At 49.9% G+C, this 18,695-nt stretch carries 17 protein-coding genes and 2 pseudogenes; 13 read left to right on the forward strand and 6 right to left on the reverse strand.

Annotated elements, in window-relative coordinates; genetic code table 11:
- Positions 1-32: 32 nt before the first annotated feature.
- From cytR to rraA, 6 genes are all read left to right on the forward strand, one after another.
- On the forward strand, positions 33-1,058 hold the full coding sequence (gene cytR, locus AYY17_RS08350) for a DNA-binding transcriptional regulator CytR (RefSeq protein ID WP_067422918.1): 1,026 nt from the start codon (positions 33-35) through the stop codon (positions 1,056-1,058).
- 88 nt (positions 1,059-1,146) lie between these two features.
- A complete protein-coding gene (gene ftsN, locus AYY17_RS08355) occupies positions 1,147-1,950 on the forward strand; it encodes a cell division protein FtsN (RefSeq protein WP_067422920.1) in 804 nt (267 codons plus the stop codon).
- A gap of 101 nt (positions 1,951-2,051) precedes the next feature.
- Entirely contained in the window at positions 2,052-2,582 is a 531-nt protein-coding gene (hslV, locus tag AYY17_RS08360) for an ATP-dependent protease subunit HslV (protein WP_067369243.1), read from the forward strand.
- Between the two features lie 11 nt (positions 2,583-2,593).
- Entirely contained in the window at positions 2,594-3,928 is a 1,335-nt protein-coding gene (gene hslU, locus AYY17_RS08365; RefSeq protein WP_067400928.1) for an HslU--HslV peptidase ATPase subunit, read from the forward strand.
- 158 nt (positions 3,929-4,086) lie between these two features.
- Positions 4,087-5,016 carry a 1,4-dihydroxy-2-naphthoate polyprenyltransferase gene (locus AYY17_RS08370; protein ID WP_067422922.1) on the forward strand — a complete coding sequence of 310 codons (930 nt, stop codon included), beginning with the start codon at positions 4,087-4,089 and terminating at the stop codon, positions 5,014-5,016.
- Positions 5,017-5,144: 128 nt separating this feature from the next.
- Positions 5,145-5,693: a ribonuclease E activity regulator RraA gene (gene rraA, locus AYY17_RS08375; protein WP_067422924.1), complete on the forward strand. Its 549-nt coding sequence runs from the start codon at positions 5,145-5,147 to the stop codon at positions 5,691-5,693.
- A 234-nt stretch (positions 5,694-5,927) separates the two neighbouring features.
- On the opposite strand, the gene zapB is transcribed toward rraA, so the two are convergent.
- Complete coding sequence (zapB, locus tag AYY17_RS08380; protein WP_067369231.1) at positions 5,928-6,170, reverse strand: cell division protein ZapB; 243 nt, start codon at positions 6,168-6,170, stop codon at positions 5,928-5,930.
- Positions 6,171-6,484: 314 nt separating this feature from the next.
- Between zapB and AYY17_RS08385 the strand changes: the two genes are divergently transcribed.
- The 4 genes from AYY17_RS08385 to glpQ all read left to right on the forward strand — a co-directional run bounded on the left by AYY17_RS08385 (position 6,485) and on the right by glpQ (position 11,738).
- Positions 6,485-7,303 carry an MIP/aquaporin family protein gene (locus tag AYY17_RS08385; RefSeq protein ID WP_067422926.1) on the forward strand — a complete coding sequence of 273 codons (819 nt, stop codon included), beginning with the start codon at positions 6,485-6,487 and terminating at the stop codon, positions 7,301-7,303.
- Positions 7,304-7,381: 78 nt separating this feature from the next.
- Positions 7,382-8,887 carry a glycerol kinase GlpK gene (glpK, locus tag AYY17_RS08390; RefSeq protein ID WP_067422928.1) on the forward strand — a complete coding sequence of 502 codons (1,506 nt, stop codon included), beginning with the start codon at positions 7,382-7,384 and terminating at the stop codon, positions 8,885-8,887.
- Between the two features lie 380 nt (positions 8,888-9,267).
- Positions 9,268-10,620, forward strand: a complete 1,353-nt coding sequence (gene glpT / locus AYY17_RS08395; protein ID WP_067422930.1) for a glycerol-3-phosphate transporter — start codon at positions 9,268-9,270, stop codon at positions 10,618-10,620.
- A gap of 44 nt (positions 10,621-10,664) precedes the next feature.
- Positions 10,665-11,738, forward strand: coding sequence for a glycerophosphodiester phosphodiesterase (glpQ, locus tag AYY17_RS08400; protein ID WP_067422932.1), 1,074 nt, complete (start codon positions 10,665-10,667; stop codon positions 11,736-11,738).
- A gap of 89 nt (positions 11,739-11,827) precedes the next feature.
- On the opposite strand, the pseudogene emrD reads toward glpQ, so the two are convergent.
- Positions 11,828-13,014 (reverse strand): annotated as a pseudogene (emrD, locus tag AYY17_RS08405) (multidrug efflux MFS transporter EmrD).
- Positions 13,015-13,379: 365 nt separating this feature from the next.
- Between emrD and fpr the strand changes: the two are divergent.
- On the forward strand, positions 13,380-14,129 hold the full coding sequence (fpr, locus tag AYY17_RS08410; RefSeq protein ID WP_067422934.1) for a ferredoxin--NADP(+) reductase: 750 nt from the start codon (positions 13,380-13,382) through the stop codon (positions 14,127-14,129).
- A 57-nt stretch (positions 14,130-14,186) separates the two neighbouring features.
- Here the strand turns inward: fpr and AYY17_RS08415 are convergent, their stop codons facing one another.
- Positions 14,187-14,615 (reverse strand): DUF805 domain-containing protein, encoded by a 429-nt coding sequence (locus tag AYY17_RS08415; RefSeq protein WP_067400941.1) that lies wholly within the window; start codon positions 14,613-14,615, stop codon positions 14,187-14,189.
- Between the two features lie 117 nt (positions 14,616-14,732).
- On the opposite strand from AYY17_RS08415, the gene AYY17_RS08420 reads away from it, so the two are divergent.
- Both AYY17_RS08420 and tpiA read left to right on the forward strand, forming a co-directional pair.
- The gene (locus tag AYY17_RS08420; RefSeq protein WP_067422936.1) at positions 14,733-15,353 is read left to right on the forward strand and encodes a DUF1454 family protein; all 621 of its coding nucleotides are present in this window, start codon (positions 14,733-14,735) and stop codon (positions 15,351-15,353) included.
- A gap of 133 nt (positions 15,354-15,486) precedes the next feature.
- The gene (gene tpiA / locus AYY17_RS08425) at positions 15,487-16,257 is read left to right on the forward strand and encodes a triose-phosphate isomerase (protein WP_082981337.1); all 771 of its coding nucleotides are present in this window, start codon (positions 15,487-15,489) and stop codon (positions 16,255-16,257) included.
- A 408-nt stretch (positions 16,258-16,665) separates the two neighbouring features.
- Here the strand turns inward: tpiA and pfkA are convergent, their stop codons facing one another.
- The 3 genes and pseudogenes from pfkA to AYY17_RS21530 all read right to left on the reverse strand — a co-directional run.
- Complete coding sequence (pfkA, locus tag AYY17_RS08430) at positions 16,666-17,643, reverse strand: 6-phosphofructokinase (RefSeq protein WP_067400951.1); 978 nt, start codon at positions 17,641-17,643, stop codon at positions 16,666-16,668.
- Between the two features lie 396 nt (positions 17,644-18,039).
- Positions 18,040-18,450: a type II toxin-antitoxin system HicB family antitoxin gene (locus tag AYY17_RS08435; protein WP_067422939.1), complete on the reverse strand. Its 411-nt coding sequence runs from the start codon at positions 18,448-18,450 to the stop codon at positions 18,040-18,042.
- A 25-nt stretch (positions 18,451-18,475) separates the two neighbouring features.
- Positions 18,476-18,550 (reverse strand): annotated as a pseudogene (locus AYY17_RS21530) (type II toxin-antitoxin system HicA family toxin); the annotation flags it as partial.
- Positions 18,551-18,695: the final 145 nt, after the last annotated feature.

Below are 18,695 nucleotides of genomic sequence, written 5' to 3' on the forward strand. Positions count from 1 at the left end.
ATTCACTTACAGGGTAAATAAAGGAACTAACGATGGATGAACGCCGCAATGATACCGGCGCGACCATGAAAGATGTCGCTAACGCTGCCGGCGTCTCAACCGCGACAGTTTCACGGACGCTGATGAACCCGGAAAAAGTGTCGGTGCAAACCCGGCAGAAAGTTGAAAATGCCGTTCTGGAAGTCGGTTACTATCCGAATAATCTCTCCCGGGGATTAAAGCGCAATGATTCCCGCACCATTCTGGTTATCGTGCCGGATATCGGCGACCCGTTTTTTACTGATATTATTGTCGGAATTGAAGAAATTGCCGCGCAGCACGGGTATCTGGTACTGATTGGCGACTGCCGTTATCAGCACAAACCGGAACACACATTCCTTAACCTGATCGTCACCAAGCAGATAGACGGCATGGTGTTACTCGGCTCCAATGTGCCGTTTGACCGTCATGATGAACAGCGCCATCTTCCGCCGATGGTGATGGCAAATGAATTTGCACCGGAACTGGAACTGCCGACCGTCAATATTGATAACCTGACGGCGGCGTTTAATGCCACTCACTATTTGCAGCAACTGGGACACGGGCGGATAGCCTGTATTTCCGGTCCTGAAGATTTACCGCTCTGCCAGTACCGTATCGAGGGGTATATTCAGGCAATGCGCCGGATGGGAATGCCGGTGCGCAAAGAATACCTGGTCCGCGGGGATTTTACACACGAAAGTGGTGCCGCCTGTGCCGCACAACTGCTGGCGCTGCCGGAACCGCCCACCGCTATTTTTTGTCACAATGATATTATGGCAATTGGTGTTCTCTGGGCTGCCAGAAAACAGGGGCTGACACTCCCGCGGGATCTTTCTGTGGTGGGTTTCGATGATTTACCGGCGGCACAATATTGCTCGCCGACCCTGACAACCATTGCACAACCCCGCTATGAGATAGGCCGACAATCTTTTTTATTGCTGCTGGAACAGTTGCAGGGGCGCACCGTTGCTAAGGGATCACGGCTTCTGGATTCTGATTTAATCATCAGAGAAAGTGCTTGTACGCCTAAAAGCTAGGCAAAAACCGCCATATTCAGTAACATGTAACGCTGAATTATATGTTTTCTTACGTTTCCTTAGTCGACTCATTTAGCGAATTGAAATAGTGGCACAACGAGATTATGTGGGACGTGGTCGCTCAGCACCGCGTAAAAAAAGTAAATCACGGAAAAAAGGTCAGGCTAAAGGTCTGCCTTTTACGACGTTAGTTATTGCTGCGGCACTGGTTATCTTGTTTGTCGGCGGTCTTTTTTATCTGGTCCATAACAAAAAAAATCCGTCCGATGCGGCTGGTGCATTGCCTGCGGCACATCAGCAAAGCACAAATAACGGGCTTCCGCCGATTCCGGAAGAGCGCTGGCGCTATATTAAAGAGCTGGAAAACCGTGAAGCGGGCGTTCCGGAGCAGTATTACAACAGCACACAGCCGCCGGTAAATCAGATAGACCCCGGCGCTAAGCTGACGCAGGAACAGCGCCAGTTACTGGAGCAGATGCAATCCGATATGCAGCAGGCGCCGGTTCAGCTACAGGGTGTACCTGCAAATGGCGAAGTTCCGCGCTCCAGGGTAATTATCACTGAGCCGAATCAGCCGCTGCGGATGCAGACAGAGACTGCGCGTACCGCACCGCCGGTCGCAGAAAAACCAAAACCGCAGCCGGTACAGGAAAAACCGAAAGCGGAAGCTGAACGCTGGTTAATCCAGTGCGGGTCATTCCGGGAAACAGAGCAGGCGGAGAGTGTCCGCGCCAGTCTTGCATTTTCAGGGCTTGAAAGTCGGGTCTCACAAGGCGGGGGCTGGTATCGGGTAATGCTCGGGCCGTATGATAAGTCTGCTGCTCAATCTGTCAAAAACCGCGCTTCTGATGCCGGTGTAACAAATTGTATTCTTCGCTCCGCCGGGGGTTGAAAACCTTCAACCCTCCCCCATATCTAAAGTTAATTCAACACTTCCGGGCAGAGCCCGGTGGTGTCTTCTCATCTTTTTTTAGCACAACCAGGGGCTGATTCATGACAACAATCGTAAGTGTTCGCCGTAATGGCCAGGTCGTAATTGGTGGTGATGGGCAGGCGACAATGGGTAATACCGTCATGAAAGGTAATGTCCGTAAAGTCCGCCGCCTCTATCACGACAAAGTTATTGCCGGTTTCGCCGGGGGCACCGCAGACGCCTTTACACTCTTTGAACTATTTGAACGCAAGCTTGAAATGCATCAGGGACACCTGACAAAAGCGGCCGTTGAGCTGGCAAAAGACTGGCGGACAGACCGCATGCTGCGCAAATTAGAAGCGCTGCTGGCCGTGGCAGATGAAACAGCATCGCTGATCATCACCGGTCAGGGCGATGTTATCCAGCCTGAAAATGATCTGATTGCTATTGGTTCCGGCGGCCCGTACGCCCAGGCTGCTGCCCGCGCCATGCTGGAAACCACCGATTTGAGCGCCCGCGAAATCGCAGAGCGCGCTCTCACTATCGCCGGTGATATCTGTATCTACACCAACCATAATCAGAATTTTGAAGAATTATCTTCAAAATCATAAGGATCGATTTTATGTCCGAAATGACTCCACGCGAAATCGTCAGTGAGCTTGATAACCATATTATCGGGCAGGATAAAGCTAAACGCGCCGTTGCTATCGCACTGCGTAACCGCTGGCGCCGTATGCAGCTTGATGCCGAGCTGCGCCATGAAGTAACACCGAAAAATATTCTGATGATAGGCCCGACCGGTGTCGGTAAAACTGAAATTGCCCGTCGTCTGGCAAAACTGGCGAATGCACCGTTTATTAAAGTGGAAGCCACTAAATTTACTGAAGTCGGTTATGTAGGTAAGGAAGTCGATTCCATTATCCGTGACCTGACTGATTCCGCCATCAAAATGGTGCGTATGCAATCCATTGAGAAAAACCGCTACCGCGCCGAAGAAATGGCCGAAGAGCGTATTCTGGATGTGCTTATTCCGCCGGCAAAAAATAACTGGGGCCAGACCGACAGCCCGGCGGAGCCATCAACTGCCCGTCAGGCATTCCGCAAGAAACTGCGTGAAGGTCAGCTGGATGACAAAGAGATTGAAATTGAAGTCTCTGCCACTTCAATGGGTGTTGAAATTATGGCACCTCCCGGCATGGAAGAGATGACGAATCAGTTACAATCCATGTTCCAGAACCTGGCCGGTCAGAAACAAAAACCACGCAAAATGAAGATCAAAGAAGCCTTCAAATTGCTTATCGAAGAAGAAGCCGCAAAACTGGTCAATCCGGAAGAGCTGAAAGAGCAGGCAATTGAAGCCGTCGAACAGCACGGGATCGTGTTTGTCGATGAAATCGATAAAATCTGTAAGCGCGGCGGTCAGTCCTCCGGTCCGGATGTGTCCCGTGAAGGTGTTCAGCGCGACCTGCTGCCGCTGGTTGAAGGTTGTACTGTCTCCACCAAGCACGGCATGGTAAGAACCGATCACATTCTGTTTATTGCCTCCGGTGCATTCCAGATCTCCAGCCCGTCAGACCTTATCCCTGAGTTACAGGGCCGTCTGCCGATCCGTGTGGAGTTACAGGCATTAACCACAGAAGATTTTGAGCGTATCCTGACCGAACCGAATGCCTCGCTGACGGTTCAGTACAAAGCCCTGATGGCAACAGAAGGCGTGAATATCTCCTTTACACCGGATGGTATCCGTAAAATTGCGGAGTCTGCATGGCAGGTGAATGAAACCACCGAAAATATCGGCGCCCGTCGTTTGCATACGGTGCTGGAACGATTAATAGAAGATATTTCCTACAATGCCAGTGAAATACAGGGGCAATCCATTGAGATCAATGCAGAATATGTGAAAGATCACCTGGATCAGCTGGTTGCAGATGAAGATTTAAGTCGCTTTATTCTGTAATTCGATAATAATTAGACTCAATGTCATTCAGACCGCCCCGCCGGTGGTCTGAAATAAAAGACAATAACGGGGGATATTTATACCCAACGTCATTAGGGTATATCTCCCGTTATTTTTTGTCGTTATTATCAAATTCTGAAAAAAGTAAGTGAGCGTCAATGTCAGCCTCCCCCCCACCTGCGGTCAGTCGTACTCAAGCCTGGTTAGAAAGCCTGCGGCCCAAAACATTACCTCTCGGGGTAATTGCCATTATTACCGGCTCTGCGCTGGCATACTGGACCGGTCATTTTAAATTTCCGGTCGCACTGCTGGCACTTGTCACCACCGGTATTCTGCAAATTCTCTCGAATCTGGCCAATGATTACGGTGATGCGATAAAAGGCAGTGATACCGAAGCCCGCCTCGGACCGCTGCGGGGTATGCAAAAAGGCGTTATCACCGCCGCACAGATGAAAAAAGCGCTGATCCTGACCGTCACCCTCGCCTGTCTTTCCGGACTGGCGCTGATTATTGTCGCCTGTGAAAAACCGGAAGATATTGTCGGTTTTCTGGGGCTGGGTGTGGCGGCGATTATCGCCGCAATCACCTATACCGTCGGGAAAAAACCCTACGGCTATCTGGGTCTGGGCGATATTTCAGTACTTATCTTCTTCGGCTGGCTGAGTGTCATCGGTGCTTATTACCTTCAGGCGGGTCATTTCAGTTCACTGACTATCCTGCCGGCAACCGCCTGCGGTCTGTTATCCGTTGCCGTACTGAATATTAATAATATGCGTGATATCGAAAATGATATTATTGCCGGTAAAAATACCCTGGCTGTCCGCCTGGGACCGCTTAACTCGCGCTATTACCATACTGCACTGATTATTAGTGCATTTCTCTGTCTTATCCTCTTCACACTGCTGTATATGCATGGCTGGCACAGCTGGCTGTTCCTGCTCTCTGCACCGGTTCTGTTTATGCATATCAGACGGGTGCTGAGTGATATGAGTGCCGTCGGCATGCGCCCGTTACTGGAGCAAATGGTCAAAGCCGCACTGCTGGTGAATATATTATTCTCAGCCGGGCTGGTGTGGTCGCGTCTGTAAACACAGAATACGCCTAAATATGCCGCTTCCTTGATTCAGATCGGGAAGCGGCCCGCTGTTGATTTTGCAAACAGCAGCAGGAAGGGGCTATACTGATCCTATCCGGCAGCAACCAGACATAAAATCCTATGAAAAATGATACCTTCGACACCTCCGAGCTTTGTGACATTTACCAGGAAAATGTGAATGTCGTTGAACCCCTGTTTTCCAACTTCGGGGGATGTTCATCATTCGGGGGACAAATTACCACCGTTAAATGTTTCGAAGATAACGGACTGCTCTTTGATCTCCTGGAAGAAAACGGAGAAGGACGCATCCTGCTTATCGACGGAGGCGGTTCTGTCCGTCGCGCATTGATTGATGCAGAGCTGGCTTTTCTCGCAGCACAGAACGGATGGGAAGGAATTGTGCTCTATGGTGCTGTCCGCCAGGTTGATGACCTGTCTGAACTGGATATCGGTATCCAGGCAATGGCCGCGATCCCTGCCGGATGTGTCACTGAAGGCATCGGTGAGAGTGATATCCGCGTCAATTTCGGTGGCGTGACATTCTTCTCCGGCGATTATCTGTATGCAGATAACACCGGGATTATCTTATCTGACGTCCCGCTGGACTCGCCGGAAGATGATGAAGAAAGCGATGATGAAGACGGTGAAGATGAGCTTACCGCAAATTAATTAACATTTGCGGAACACAAACATCAAAAAGGGCGGATATTCCGCCCTTTTGCATTTCTGACGCAGCTGATATCAATTTTCAGAACACGCCTGAATCATTTCCAAACACTGCGCTAGATCATTCGTTTTGTACCAAGGCGGCGAAGTGAAGATATCCCCGGGAGCATACATCAGTATGTGACCGGGGTAGCCGAACAAAGCCAACGCAGCTACAGAGCGAAGGATGACGCGTAATTATTGGACATCGTCCATACGACCCAACAACGCCCGCAGACGCTCCTGCCAGCCATTCAGTTCCTGCTTCAGCTGCTCATTCTCACGTACCAGCGTTTCGTGCTGGCCCGTTGCATTCTGCACTTCCCGGTTCAGGTTGGTGTTTGTTTCTTTTAATTCGTCGATTTCCATCTGTAACAATGTGATGGTGTCGATTGCCTGCTGGACTTTTGCTTCCAGCTTTTCAAATACTTCAAATGACATCTTGCGTCCTCCATGTAAGCGATGCACTGATTGTAAGTAGGTGTTATCAATGTGTCCAGTCACATCCCGTGTATTCCTGATTCTTCCGCAGAATAAAATCCGGCTGTTATCACAGATTTTTGTTGTCTGTTTGTTACATAATAAGCGAAATCGCTCAATTTGTTGACGAGACACGCAGATTTTGATTTCGTTATTTCTCGTTTCCGCTCATTAACGATAAATTCACACTAAGACATATGTCTTATACACGAAGAACATGATTTGTTAATAATTCACACTTATTTCACCTTCTCTGCATTATCAGGATTGATACTATGAGTCTAATGAAATCTCCTACCCTCTTCGGACAATGTCTCTCCGAATTTTTGGGCACCGCATTACTGGTATTCTTTGGTTTAGGCTGCGTGGCAGCTGCCCGCATTGCAGGAGCACAACTGGGATTATGGGAAGTAAGTATTATCTGGGGGCTGGGTGTCGCGCTTGCCGTCTATCTGACTGCCGGTATCTCCGGAGCGCACCTGAACCCGGCCGTTACTCTGGCACTCTGGCTGTTTGCCTGCTTTGAGCGCCGCAAAGTTCTGCCCTATATTGTGGCGCAGTTCCTCGGCGGATTTGCCGCCGCCGCACTGGTCTATGCCATGTATTACAATGTCTTCCTTGATTATGACCAGGTACATCATATTGTCCGTGGCACACAGGAAAGCCTCTTCACCGCCGGGGTATTCTCAACCTATCCGGCAGCACCTGTCAGTGTCGGCCAGGCTTTCTTTATTGAAGTGGTGATCGCCGCTATCCTTGTCTGCCTTATCCTCGCGCTGACAGATGACGGCAACGGTGTACCGCGCGGTCCTCTTGCGCCGCTGCTGATTGGTCTGCTGATTGCCGTTATCGGCGGTTCATTCGGACCACTGACCGGCTTTGCCCTGAACCCGGCACGTGACTTTGGTCCTAAAGTGATGGCTTACCTGGGCGGCTGGGGAGATATTGCCTTCACCGGCGGGCGGGATATTCCGTATTTCCTTGTCCCTATGCTGGCTCCGGTTGTCGGCGGATTACTCGGCGCGTTTGGTTACCGCAAACTGATCGGCCGCCACCTGCCTTGTGAAGTGTGTGAAATCAAGGATGAAAAATAATCGCGTACGGTACATTACCGCGTGTTTGTTCACTCAAAAATAAAATAGGTTTTAATATGACAACAGAAACAATCACCCGTGAAAAAAAAGTATGTCGTCGCACTGGATCAGGGAACCACCAGTTCACGGGCGGTACTTTTTGATCGTGACGCTAATATTATCGAAATAGCTCAACGTGAGTTTACTCAAATCTACCCGAAACCGGGCTGGGTAGAGCATGACCCGATGGAGATTTGGGCGACACAAAGCTCTGTATTAACAGAAGTACTGGCGAAAACCGATGTTCACACAGATGAAATCGCGACTATCGGTATCACCAACCAACGTGAAACCACCATTGTCTGGGAAAAAGAGACCGGCAAACCGGTTTACAACGCTATTGTATGGCAATGCCGCCGTACCTCGGATTACTGTACTCATCTGAAGCAGGATGAGGAGATGGTCGAATATATCCGGAAAAATACCGGACTGGTAATCGACCCCTATTTCTCAGGCACTAAAGTAAAGTGGATCCTCGATAATGTCGAAGGCGCACGCGAAAAAGCCGAAAAAGGTGAACTGCTGTTCGGTACTGTTGATACCTGGCTGGTCTGGCGTATGACGCAGGGGCGCGTGCATGTCACTGACCACACAAACGCCTCACGTACCATGCTCTATAATATCCGCACTCTGGAGTGGGATCAGACTATCCTGGATCTGTTCGGCATCCCGCGGACTATGCTTCCGGAAGTCAAAGCTTCATCTGAAATTTACGGCAAAACCAATATCGGCGGGAAAGGCGGTACACGTATTCCTATCTCCGGTATGGCCGGTGACCAGCAGGCCGCGCTGTTCGGCCAGATGTGTGTGCAGTCCGGCATGGCAAAAAATACCTACGGCACCGGCTGCTTCCTGCTGATGAACACAGGCACAGAAGCGGTCCGGTCTGAGCATGGTCTGCTGACAACAATCGCCTGCGGCCCGCGCGGTGAGGTGAATTATGCGCTGGAAGGTGCGGTATTCGTGGCCGGCGCATCCATTCAGTGGCTGCGTGATGAGCTTAAAATTATCGCAGATGCCACTGACTCCGAATACTTTGCAACTAAAGTCAAAGACAGTAACGGCGTGTATGTTGTCCCTGCATTTACCGGGCTGGGTGCGCCGTACTGGGATCCGTATGCCCGTGGTGCGATTTTCGGCCTGACACGGGGTGTGAACAGTAATCACCTGATCCGCGCGACCCTGGAATCCATTGCGTATCAGACCCGTGATGTACTGGAAGCGATGCAGGCAGATGCCGGTACCCGCCTGAAAGCGCTGCGTGTGGATGGCGGCGCTGTCGCAAATAATTTCCTGATGCAGTTCCAGTCCGACATTCTGGGCACCCCTGTTGAGCGCCCGCTTATCCGTGAAAGTACGGCGCTGGGTGCAGCCCTGCTTGCCGGGTTAGCCGTCGGTTTCTGGCAGGATCTGGAAGAGATTAAAGCCAAATCCACCATTGAAAAAGTATTCCGTCCCGGCATCGAAACCACTGAGCGGAATGTCCGCTACAGTGGCTGGAAAAAAGCGGTTGTCCGCGCACAGGACTGGGAAGATCACAGTTAATTCTGCACTTTATTATTTTTTTACGCTTTACTCTGCCGCCGGTTTATACCGGCGGTTTTTTTATTTACTAAATAATGAATGAAACAAATAATGTTCAAAATAAATAATGCGCGAAATAAATAATCACCAACAGAACAAAACCCCGCCAGAGCCCGATCAGGCCAACAAAAACAGATTAAACCTATAAATACCGATCATTGATCACAAAAAATCACTATGTGTAATCAATATGTAACACTGTGTGCCATGATTCACAGTAATAACGAACAAAAACGAATATTATTCGCCCGCAAAGGAAAATCAGTAACGGAAAAACCGGTCACCATGCAGGGATATCCCGTTATAACAAACTAATAAAAATCTTAGCGAAGGAGACGCACATGCTAAGCCTGTTTAAACCTGCGCCACATATTAAGCGGCTCAGTGCTGATCGTATTGATCCGACATACCGCCGCTTGCGCTGGCAGATCTTTATAGGGATATTTTTTGGCTACGCCGCCTATTATCTGGTGCGGAAAAACTTCGCGCTGGCGATGCCAAACCTGATTGAACAAGGATTTACGAAGGGTGAGCTGGGAACAGCACTGTCTGCGATTTCAATCGCTTACGGGATATCCAAATTTATTATGGGTTCTTTTTCTGATCGCGCAAACCCCCGCTATTTCCTCGCGACCGGGCTTATTCTCGCTTCAGCCATTATGCTGATTATGGGGTTTGTGCCGTGGGCAACATCCAGTATCTGGGTGATGTTTATGCTGTTATTTATCTGCGGATGGTTCCAGGGAATGGGTTGGCCGCCGTGCGGGCGCACCATGGTTCACTGGTGGTCCCAGAAAGAGCGCGGCGGTATTGTCTCCGTCTGGAACTGCGCGCATAACGTCGGTGGCGGTTTGCCGCCAATGCTGATGCTGCTGGGAATGTATTGGTTTGGTGATTGGAAATCCGCATTCTATATGCCGGCTTTCGCCGCCATCCTGGTTGCGCTGTTTGCGTTCGCGTTAATGCGTGATACACCTCAGTCCTGTGGCCTGCCGCCGATTGAAGAATATAAAAATGATTATCCCGATGATTACACAGCAAAAAGTGAAGAAGAGCTGACCGCAAAACAGATCTTCATGCAATATATTCTGCCGAACAAATTATTGTGGTATATCGCTATCGCCAACGTGTTTGTTTACCTCCTGCGTTATGGTGTGCTCGACTGGTCACCGACCTACTTACAGGAAGTTAAACATTTTGATATCAAAGGCTATTCTGTCGCTTATTTCCTGTATGAATGGGCGGGGATCCCGGGGACACTGCTTTGCGGCTGGATGTCAGATAAAGTCTTCAAAGGTAACCGTGGTGCAACCGGGATGTTCTTTATGGCCCTGGTGACAATCGCCACTGTGGTGTTCTGGCTGAACCCGCCGGGAAATCCATCCATTGATATCGCGTGCATGATAACCATCGGCTTCCTGATTTACGGACCGGTTATGCTTATCGGCTTACATGCGCTTGAACTCGCACCGAAAAAAGCAGCAGGGACAGCCGCCGGCTTTACCGGTCTGTTTGGTTACCTGGGTGGTTCCGTCGCAGCCAGTACCATTGTTGGCTTCACTGTCGACTATTTCGGCTGGGATGGTGGTTTTGGTGTGATGATTGGCGGCAGTGTACTCGCCGTGGTCTTACTGTTCGTTGTCATGCGCGGTGAGAAAAAACATCATGAAGACGCCATCAACGCAAAGGCATAATAACGGATCCGTTGGGTATACATCTTGTTAAGGAGAACACCGTTATGAATTTGTCCCGTCAGTTTTGTCTTATCAGCGCCCTTGCGGGCGCTGTATTTTGCAGCACCGCCGCTTTTGCGGCTGACAGTAAAATTGTGATTGCTCACCGGGGTGCCAGCGGTTATCTGCCGGAGCATACACTGCCTGCCAAAGCGCTGGCTTATGCTCAGGGTGCGGATTATCTGGAGCAGGATCTGGTGATGACCAAAGACGACGAGCTGGTCGTTTTACATGATCATTATCTGGATCGCGTGACCGATGTGGCTCAGCGATTCCCGGACAGAGCACGGGCGGATGGTCGTTATTATGCTATCGATTTCACCCTCGCGGAGATCAAATCCCTGAAATTCACTGAAGGGTTTGATATCAAAGACGGTAAACAAGTGCAAAACTACCCCGGTCGTTTCCCGATGGGAAAATCAGATTTTCGTATTCACTCTTTTCAGGAAGAGCTGGAGTTTATTCAGGGTCTGAATCATTCAACCGGGAAAAATATCGGCATCTATCCTGAAATCAAAGCGCCGTGGTTCCATCGTCAGGAAGGTAAAGATATCACCCGTAAAGTGCTGTCAGTGCTGAAAGACTATGGTTATCAAACCAAAGATTCCCCGGTTTACCTGCAATGTTTTGATCCGAATGAGCTGAAACGGATTAAACAGGAACTGCTGCCGGAGATGGGAATGGATCTGAAACTGGTGCAGCTTATTGCCTACACGGACTGGCAGGAAACGTTTGAGCAGAACGCTGACGGTAAGTGGGTAAATTATAATTATGACTGGATGATGGCGCCGGGTGCAATGAGCAAAATCGCCGCGTATGCGGACGGAATCGGACCTGATTATCACATGCTTATCAATAAAGATTCCAAAGCCGGTCATATCACACTGACACCGATGGCACAGGATGCTCACAACAGCCACCTGGCTATTCACCCGTTTACTGTCCGCGCTGATGCCCTGCCGCCGTATGCGGAAAACGTCGATCAGTTATTTGATGTGATTTATAACAAAGCCGGTGCAGAAGGACTATTTACCGACTTCCCGGATAAAGGCGTGCAGTTTTTGCAAAAACAGCAATAGCGTCTCAGCCATAAAAATAGTTTTTCCGCCGTAAAATATAACGGGCACTGATGATAGTGCCCGTTATGCTTTTCACTGCTTAACAATAATCAGGATGCCATTGGTTCCTGACGCTGCATCCGGTGAGCCACCGCGCCCAGCACAGCACCATGACCACCCCGGTAATCACCATCAGCAGCCCGACACTTGATTGCCCGCCCTGCGGCATCAGGGATGAAATCCAGGTAATAACACCGGACCCCACATTTTGCAGGCCGCCCACCAGCGCGCCCGCCGCTCCCGCCAGATACGGGAATGGCTCCATTGCCGCGGTGGTTGCCAGCGGAAACAACATCCCGGCACCAAAAAAGAATACCGATGCCGGAATAAGTAATGTCCAGACATTCATGATACCCAGCAGCCCCGGGATCCACATCAGCACCCCGGCACTCAGGCAGCAAATCACCGCACACCAGACCAGAAAACTGAATGATTTACTGTCCCGCCCGGCAAACCAGGCACCAAAAAATGCCGCCGGTATCGGCAAAATAAACAGGACACTCACCGCCATGCTGCCGAGCCCCAGACCATCGCGCATCAGCACGCCGCTGGAGGCTTCAAACACCGCAACACCCGCCAGACCACAAATTAACATCACCAGATACGGAACAAATGTCCGGTTAGTCAGTAACAGGCGGAATGACGCCCACATTTTCGGTTTTTCTTTCATTGCCGGACGGGTTTCCGGCAGTTTGTGCCACATGTTGTAACCCACCGCCAGACCCAGAACCAGCAGGAAAGCATAACAGGCACGCCAGCCGAAGAATGCGGCAAGCGCACCGCCGAGCATCGGGGCTATCAGCGGGCTGACCAGAATCCCCATATTCAGCAGGCTGTTGGCATAACGCAATGAAATCCCGGTATATAAATCACGCGGCATGGTGCGCGCCATCACCCCGGCGACCCCGGTTCCCAGCCCTTGTAAGCCGCTGGCGACCACCAGCATGGTCAGGTTCGGTGAAAAAAGGGCGGCTGTGGTGGCGATAATATAGATAACCAGCCCGGTCAGGATCACCGGCCGGCGTCCGACTTTGTCGGAAATCGGCCCGTAGATAAGCTGTGACGCACCATAAGTGAACAAATACGCCGCCATCACACTTTGTACGGCGCCCGCAGGCTCGCCGAAATCGAGTGCAATATCCGTTATCACAGGCACATACACAGTCTGCGTCATTTGTCCGACAGCAATCAACGCAATCAGCATGACCAGCAGATGAAAGTTTTCCAGTTTTCTCATTTTATTATCAGTCTTTAAATTGTCACCGGGACGGTGCAATACCGGTGCTAATACCGGTACAACACAGGTACAACACAGGAACAACACAGGAACAACATCCATAATTGCGATGCTGAGATTCTTCATATTTACGATGCTGTATAAAATAGCAAAATTAAAAAATTTTGGGAGGTAGTTCACACATTTATTTTTGACAGGAACAGCCCTGTTTTCTGCTGTTTCCGGCAACTTAGCTGTACAGTTTGCTCTGCCTTATCGTATTCATGCGATAGGATCAGCTAACACATTTAATCGATACATTTTTCCCCGTTGCCTTATTACACTGGTTTGCATACTACTTACCTGTTAATTGACGGAGGTTACGGATGTCAAACTGGATCACAGGACGTGTCACCCGCATCACCAACCAGACAGATACTTTATTCAGCCTGCACGTTAAAGCACCTATCCGCCCGTTTACTGCCGGACAATTCGCCAAACTGGGTCTGGAAATTGACGGCGAGCGTATTCAGCGCGCCTATTCTTATGTTAATGCGCCGGATAATGATGACCTTGAATTTTACCTGGTCAGTGTCGGGGACGGCAAACTCAGCCCGCGCCTCGCTGCATTACAACCCGGGGATGAGCTTCTGATCACTGATGAAGCTGCCGGTTTTTTTGTATTGGATGAAGTGCCGGACTGCGACACCCTCTGGATGCTCTCCACCGGTACCGCTATCGGACCTTTTTTATCTATTCTGCAATACGGTCAGGATTTGGAACGCTTCCGCCATATTGTACTGGTTCATGCCGTGCGTTATGCCGCCGACCTGAGTTATCTGCCGCTGATGCAGCAATTACAACAAAAAACCGGCAGCGACAAGCTGCGCATTGTGACGGTTGTCAGCCGTGAAATGACAGAAGGATCACTGCACGGGCGCGTACCGGCACTGATTACCTCCGGAGCGCTGGAAGCCGCGGCAGGTCTGCCGTTAACGGCTGAAAACAGCCACGTCATGCTGTGCGGTAACCCGGAGATGGTAAAAGATACCCAAAACCTGCTGAAAACAGAGCGGGGAATGCGCAAACACCTGCGCCGTAAGCCGGGGCATATTACCAGCGAGCAATACTGGTAACCAGATCATGCATAAGCGCCACGGATGGCGCTATCAGTATTCATCGTACAGATAACATCAGCGGTTATCGATTTTATCAACCGAATCAGTCTCTTCTCCGAACCGGTTGCCTTCATCCACACTTTTAAACACGCCGCAGTCCAGTACCATCATCATCACAATAAAGACCGGCAGAAAACGCCCCAGCGCCCACTGCATAAAATCACCGGCAATGCTCCAGTCCGGCGTGGTCAGCCCCCATGCCACCAGCAGCAATAATGACCAGCCGCCGCGCTTATTGCGATCATGCAGACGTTTGGTAAAAATGGCGGCCGCGGGATACAGGACAATCACCACCGGCACCATAATAATTTCAACAGGCAACTGAAACAGCCCCTGTGCTGACATCAGGAGAAACAGCACTGCACCGCACAGTCCGATCCCCGCCCAAAATGCTTTGCGGCTGATCCGCCCGTGAAACGAAAATGCCCATTGTTGTAGTGTCATTTCTCTTTCCTAATCGTGTACACTGGTTATGCCCTTATTCATTCAACCTGCAGGTTCGTTGGCTGCATCCTGAATGACGTTGGGTATATATCGCTGACGGACAACCGGGAGTAAGCTATGAAAGCCGCAAAAAAACTCGCGCTGACCGCCCTTATACCGGGAAGTTTACTGCTGTTCAGTATACCGGGTTTTGCGGTCGATACTGTACTGCTTCCTATCCCCTGTGCGCCGGAAACGCTCTGGCTGCAACCGGATGCGCCGACATTCGACACAACTATCCCCGTAATGCGCGAACAGTTTAACCGCAACAACCCGGCGCTGCCATTGCGCGAATACAAAGTCGTGGCATCAAACGACATTACCGCCAGCTATCTGCGCGCCGCCACCCGGATAAGCCCGTATATCTATTCCTCTGCGGTACTGGAACGCGACAGCGAAAAAATCAAGAGCCTGCAGCTGACCCTGCTTCCTGCTGCTGACAGCTCACAAAGCAAAGCAAACCGCACGCGGATGCTCGCCTATATTAAGGCCTTGATTATTCAGTTCGAACCCACACTTAACAATAATAATATTGATACCGCACTGAGCCGGGCGCTGGCAACAGACTTTCAGCCGGGTACCTATGCCTCGCAATTCGGCGCATTGCGCTATCTTCTGGTAGTTGATAGTGAAAAGGGAGTAACTTTCGCTATTGAACCGATTAAGCTTTCACTATCTAATAGTAAAGCCGGACAGTAAACCACGACGGAAAAGCAAAGCTATTTCGCGCTGGTTTTACTATACTGTCCCCCTGTTTGCCTGTTCGCCGCTCTGCGCGGACAATGGTAATGAAGCTCACGTCATTAAACTCATCCCTGTTGGAGGAAATACAATGCGACATCCCTTAGTTATGGGTAACTGGAAGCTGAACGGCAGCAGTAAAATGGTTTATGAGCTGATAACAGCTCTGCGTAAGGAAGTCTGCGGTATCACCGGATGTGATATTGCGATCGCGCCACCTGCTCTTTATCTCTCTCAGGCAAAACACGTCCTGGCAGGATCCACCATTGTGCTCGGCGCACAGGACACGGGTCTGAATCTCTCCGGCGCATTCACCGGCGAAACATCCCCTGAGATGCTGAAAGATATCGGCGCACATTACGTTATTGTCGGTCACTCAGAGCGCCGTACTTACCACGGTGAAAGTGATGAGTTAGTCGCAGAGAAATTCGCTGTTCTGAAAAAACTGGGTCTGACCCCGGTTCTGTGTATCGGTGAGTCTGATGCAGAAAACGAAGCCGGCAAAACAGAAGAAGTCTGCGCACGCCAGATTGACGCGGTACTGAATACTCAGGGTGCAGAAGCCTTTATGGGTGCGGTTATTGCGTATGAGCCAATCTGGGCTATCGGAACCGGCAAATCAGCCACTCCGGCACAGGCACAAGCGGTACATAAATTTATCCGCAGCCACATCGCGAAGAAAGATGCGAAAGTGGCAGAGCAGGTTATTATCCAGTACGGCGGTTCTGTCAATGACAAGAACGCCGCAGAGCTGTTCACCCAACCGGATATTGACGGCGCATTAGTCGGCGGCGCATCCCTGAAAGCCGATGCCTTTGCTGTCATCGTCAAAGCAGCAGCGGCAGCAAAAGCTGCAAGATAATTTCCGGCTTCCGGAAAGCAAAAAGCGGCGAAATCGCCGCTTTTTTTGTGCCTGTTGCCACTCAATCCTCTAAATCACTCCGAACCATTTCACCTGAAAAAGATCAGTGCCGCTCTTTATTTAGCCTGTTATCAGAGTAATCCTCTAAATCATTCAGTCTGTGGCAAGGCGGCAAAGTGAGGATAGCCGGGGAGCATACATCAGTATGTGACCCAGTTAGCTGAGCGCAGCCAACACGGCCACAGGCTGAAGAATTATCAGGACAATCCTCTAATCAGAGTAATCCTCTAAATCATTCAGTTTGTGGCAAGGCGGCAAAGTGAGGATAGCCGGGGAGCATACATAAGTATGTGACCCGGTTAGCTGAGCGCAGCCAACACAGCCACAGGCTGAAGGATGACGAGGATTTTAGTAGAGTTTCTTGGCAGTCTCATACCAATCTTTCTTGAACACCCGCTTCATATTCATCACCGCATCAATAATATCGTGATGAACCATTTTCTCATTCTGAATACCCACACAGCGCCCGCCGTAACCTTCCAGCAGCAACTGAATAGAGTATGCGCCCATACGGGACGCCAGAATTCTGTCATACGCGACCGGTGAACCACCGCGCTGGATATGCCCCAGAACTGTGGCGCGGGTTTCGTGATGTGTTTCTGCCTCAATCTGGCGGGCCAGTTCATACACATCGGTTACGTGTTCGGTGATTGCCACAATCGCATGGCGCTTGCCTTTATCAATCCCCGCTTTAATTTCAGCGATCAGCTCATCGCGGCTGTATTCCACTTCATTCGACGGCAGAACAATAAATTCACACCCCCCGGCGATTGCAGCTGAAAGAGTCAGGTCACCGCAATAGCGTCCCATCACTTCCACAATAGAAATACGTTTGTGGGACGTTGAGGTATCACGCAGGCGGTCGATTGCTTCCACAACCGTTTCCAGTGCGGTGAAATAGCCGATGGTGTAATCCGTTCCCGCTACGTCATTATCAATAGTACCTGGCAGCCCGATGCACGGAAAACCAGCTTCTGTCAGTTTTTTAGCGCCGAGGTAAGAACCATCCCCGCCGATGACGACTAATGCATCGATACCATTTTTGCGCATATTTTCAATGGCTGTTTCGCGGACTTTGTCATCACGAAATTCGGGAAAACGCGCCGAACCCAGAAATGTTCCGCCACGGTTGATAACATCAGAGACACTGAAACGGTCGAGCTTTTTCATCCGGTTTTCATACAGCCCGAGATAGCCGTCATAAATACCGATAACTTCCAGCTCTTCTGACAGTGCGGCGCGGACAACACCCCGGATAGCGGCATTCATACCCGGCGCATCGCCACCACTTGTCAGCACACCGATTCGTTTGATCTTCTTGCTCATGATGACCTCTGATTGTAGATGCAATAGTTGCTAATCTGAAAAACCTCACCGGCATAGTACCACGCACCCCGGCAGGGCTTCGGGAATTCATTATCATAGTATCGTGTGATAACACAAAGCTGAATTGATTCACCTAATCTTATAGTAAAATAAGACATTATCGGATGCACCTGCTTTTGCGTATTTTTTTGTCATTTTGAGACACCGGAAAGCAGATAAACACGTCACTCCGATAATCCGTTAAGGATACCCGAAAAACAAAAAACAATTAGCGTTATTACAACATTTATTTCACAAATGGTGCGGTGTAAATAAGGGGATAATTGAGTTCGCAGGCGGTTATGTATTGTTTGAAATAAAACCCTGCCTTTGCAGAGTTTTATTTCATGTAATGTATTAACGCGTTATCGTTATACGCTCAAGCGCGGCTTGTGCCAAAAAGCCGGAACGACTTTTAAACTCCGGATGAGTGGCGACACAACGGTCAATCCGGTCAATCAGCGATTTAGGCAAAGTAACATTAATTTTTTCAGAGCCTCCGAGCAAACGGGTTAAATCCACATCAACCAAAGCCCAGGTATAACCGGCAAAATCCGGATTCTTTGCCAGAATTTCGACCATGGAAACAGCAGGAATATCCTGACCCAGTTCAACCAATAATTCGATGTGACCCGTAATCGCGTCTTTAGCATTAATGATAGCTTCGTCCAGGGTATCACCTGCGGAGAAGCAACCAGGTAAATCAGGAATGATCACACCATAAGCGTGCTTATCGTCACCAGCTTCAATAGCAATAGGATAAAACATAATTGAGCCTCCCGGATAAAGCAGATTAAATTCCCGCTTGTTTTCTGATACTTTTTACCGTACCAACCGGTAAATCTTTTTTGGGGTGAGGTATTGTAACCTGTTGTGTTCTGATAACAATCATAATAACTCCAATAACCCCAAAATGCAATATTTCGGGGTTCAACGAACGGTTAAAGTGTCCACACTCCGTCCGCATTCGGTACATTACATACGAGCCACCACCGCCCAAAAAACATATAAAA

This window comes from Morganella psychrotolerans (assembly GCF_001676055.1).
Taxonomy (GTDB): Bacteria; Pseudomonadota; Gammaproteobacteria; order Enterobacterales; family Enterobacteriaceae; genus Morganella; species Morganella psychrotolerans_B.

Excerpts from the sequence above, each read along its gene's own strand:
- AYY17_RS08370 (WP_067422922.1), top strand. The coding sequence starts at position 4,087 with ATGTCAGCCTCCCCCCCACCTGCGGTCAGTCGTACTCAAGCCTGGTTA.
- AYY17_RS08385 (WP_067422926.1), top strand. The coding sequence starts at position 6,485 with ATGAGTCTAATGAAATCTCCTACCCTCTTCGGACAATGTCTCTCCGAA.
- AYY17_RS08420 (WP_067422936.1), top strand. The coding sequence starts at position 14,733 with ATGAAAGCCGCAAAAAAACTCGCGCTGACCGCCCTTATACCGGGAAGT.
- hslU (WP_067400928.1), top strand. The coding sequence starts at position 2,594 with ATGTCCGAAATGACTCCACGCGAAATCGTCAGTGAGCTTGATAACCAT.
- zapB (WP_067369231.1), bottom strand. The coding sequence starts at position 6,170 with ATGTCATTTGAAGTATTTGAAAAGCTGGAAGCAAAAGTCCAGCAGGCA.
- glpQ (WP_067422932.1), top strand. The coding sequence starts at position 10,665 with ATGAATTTGTCCCGTCAGTTTTGTCTTATCAGCGCCCTTGCGGGCGCT.
- AYY17_RS08415 (WP_067400941.1), bottom strand. The coding sequence starts at position 14,615 with ATGACACTACAACAATGGGCATTTTCGTTTCACGGGCGGATCAGCCGC.
- cytR (WP_067422918.1), top strand. The coding sequence starts at position 33 with ATGGATGAACGCCGCAATGATACCGGCGCGACCATGAAAGATGTCGCT.
- glpT (WP_067422930.1), top strand. The coding sequence starts at position 9,268 with ATGCTAAGCCTGTTTAAACCTGCGCCACATATTAAGCGGCTCAGTGCT.
- rraA (WP_067422924.1), top strand. The coding sequence starts at position 5,145 with ATGAAAAATGATACCTTCGACACCTCCGAGCTTTGTGACATTTACCAG.
- hslV (WP_067369243.1), top strand. The coding sequence starts at position 2,052 with ATGACAACAATCGTAAGTGTTCGCCGTAATGGCCAGGTCGTAATTGGT.
- AYY17_RS08435 (WP_067422939.1), bottom strand. The coding sequence starts at position 18,450 with ATGTTTTATCCTATTGCTATTGAAGCTGGTGACGATAAGCACGCTTAT.
- pfkA (WP_067400951.1), bottom strand. The coding sequence starts at position 17,643 with ATGAGCAAGAAGATCAAACGAATCGGTGTGCTGACAAGTGGTGGCGAT.
- fpr (WP_067422934.1), top strand. The coding sequence starts at position 13,380 with ATGTCAAACTGGATCACAGGACGTGTCACCCGCATCACCAACCAGACA.
- tpiA (WP_082981337.1), top strand. The coding sequence starts at position 15,487 with ATGCGACATCCCTTAGTTATGGGTAACTGGAAGCTGAACGGCAGCAGT.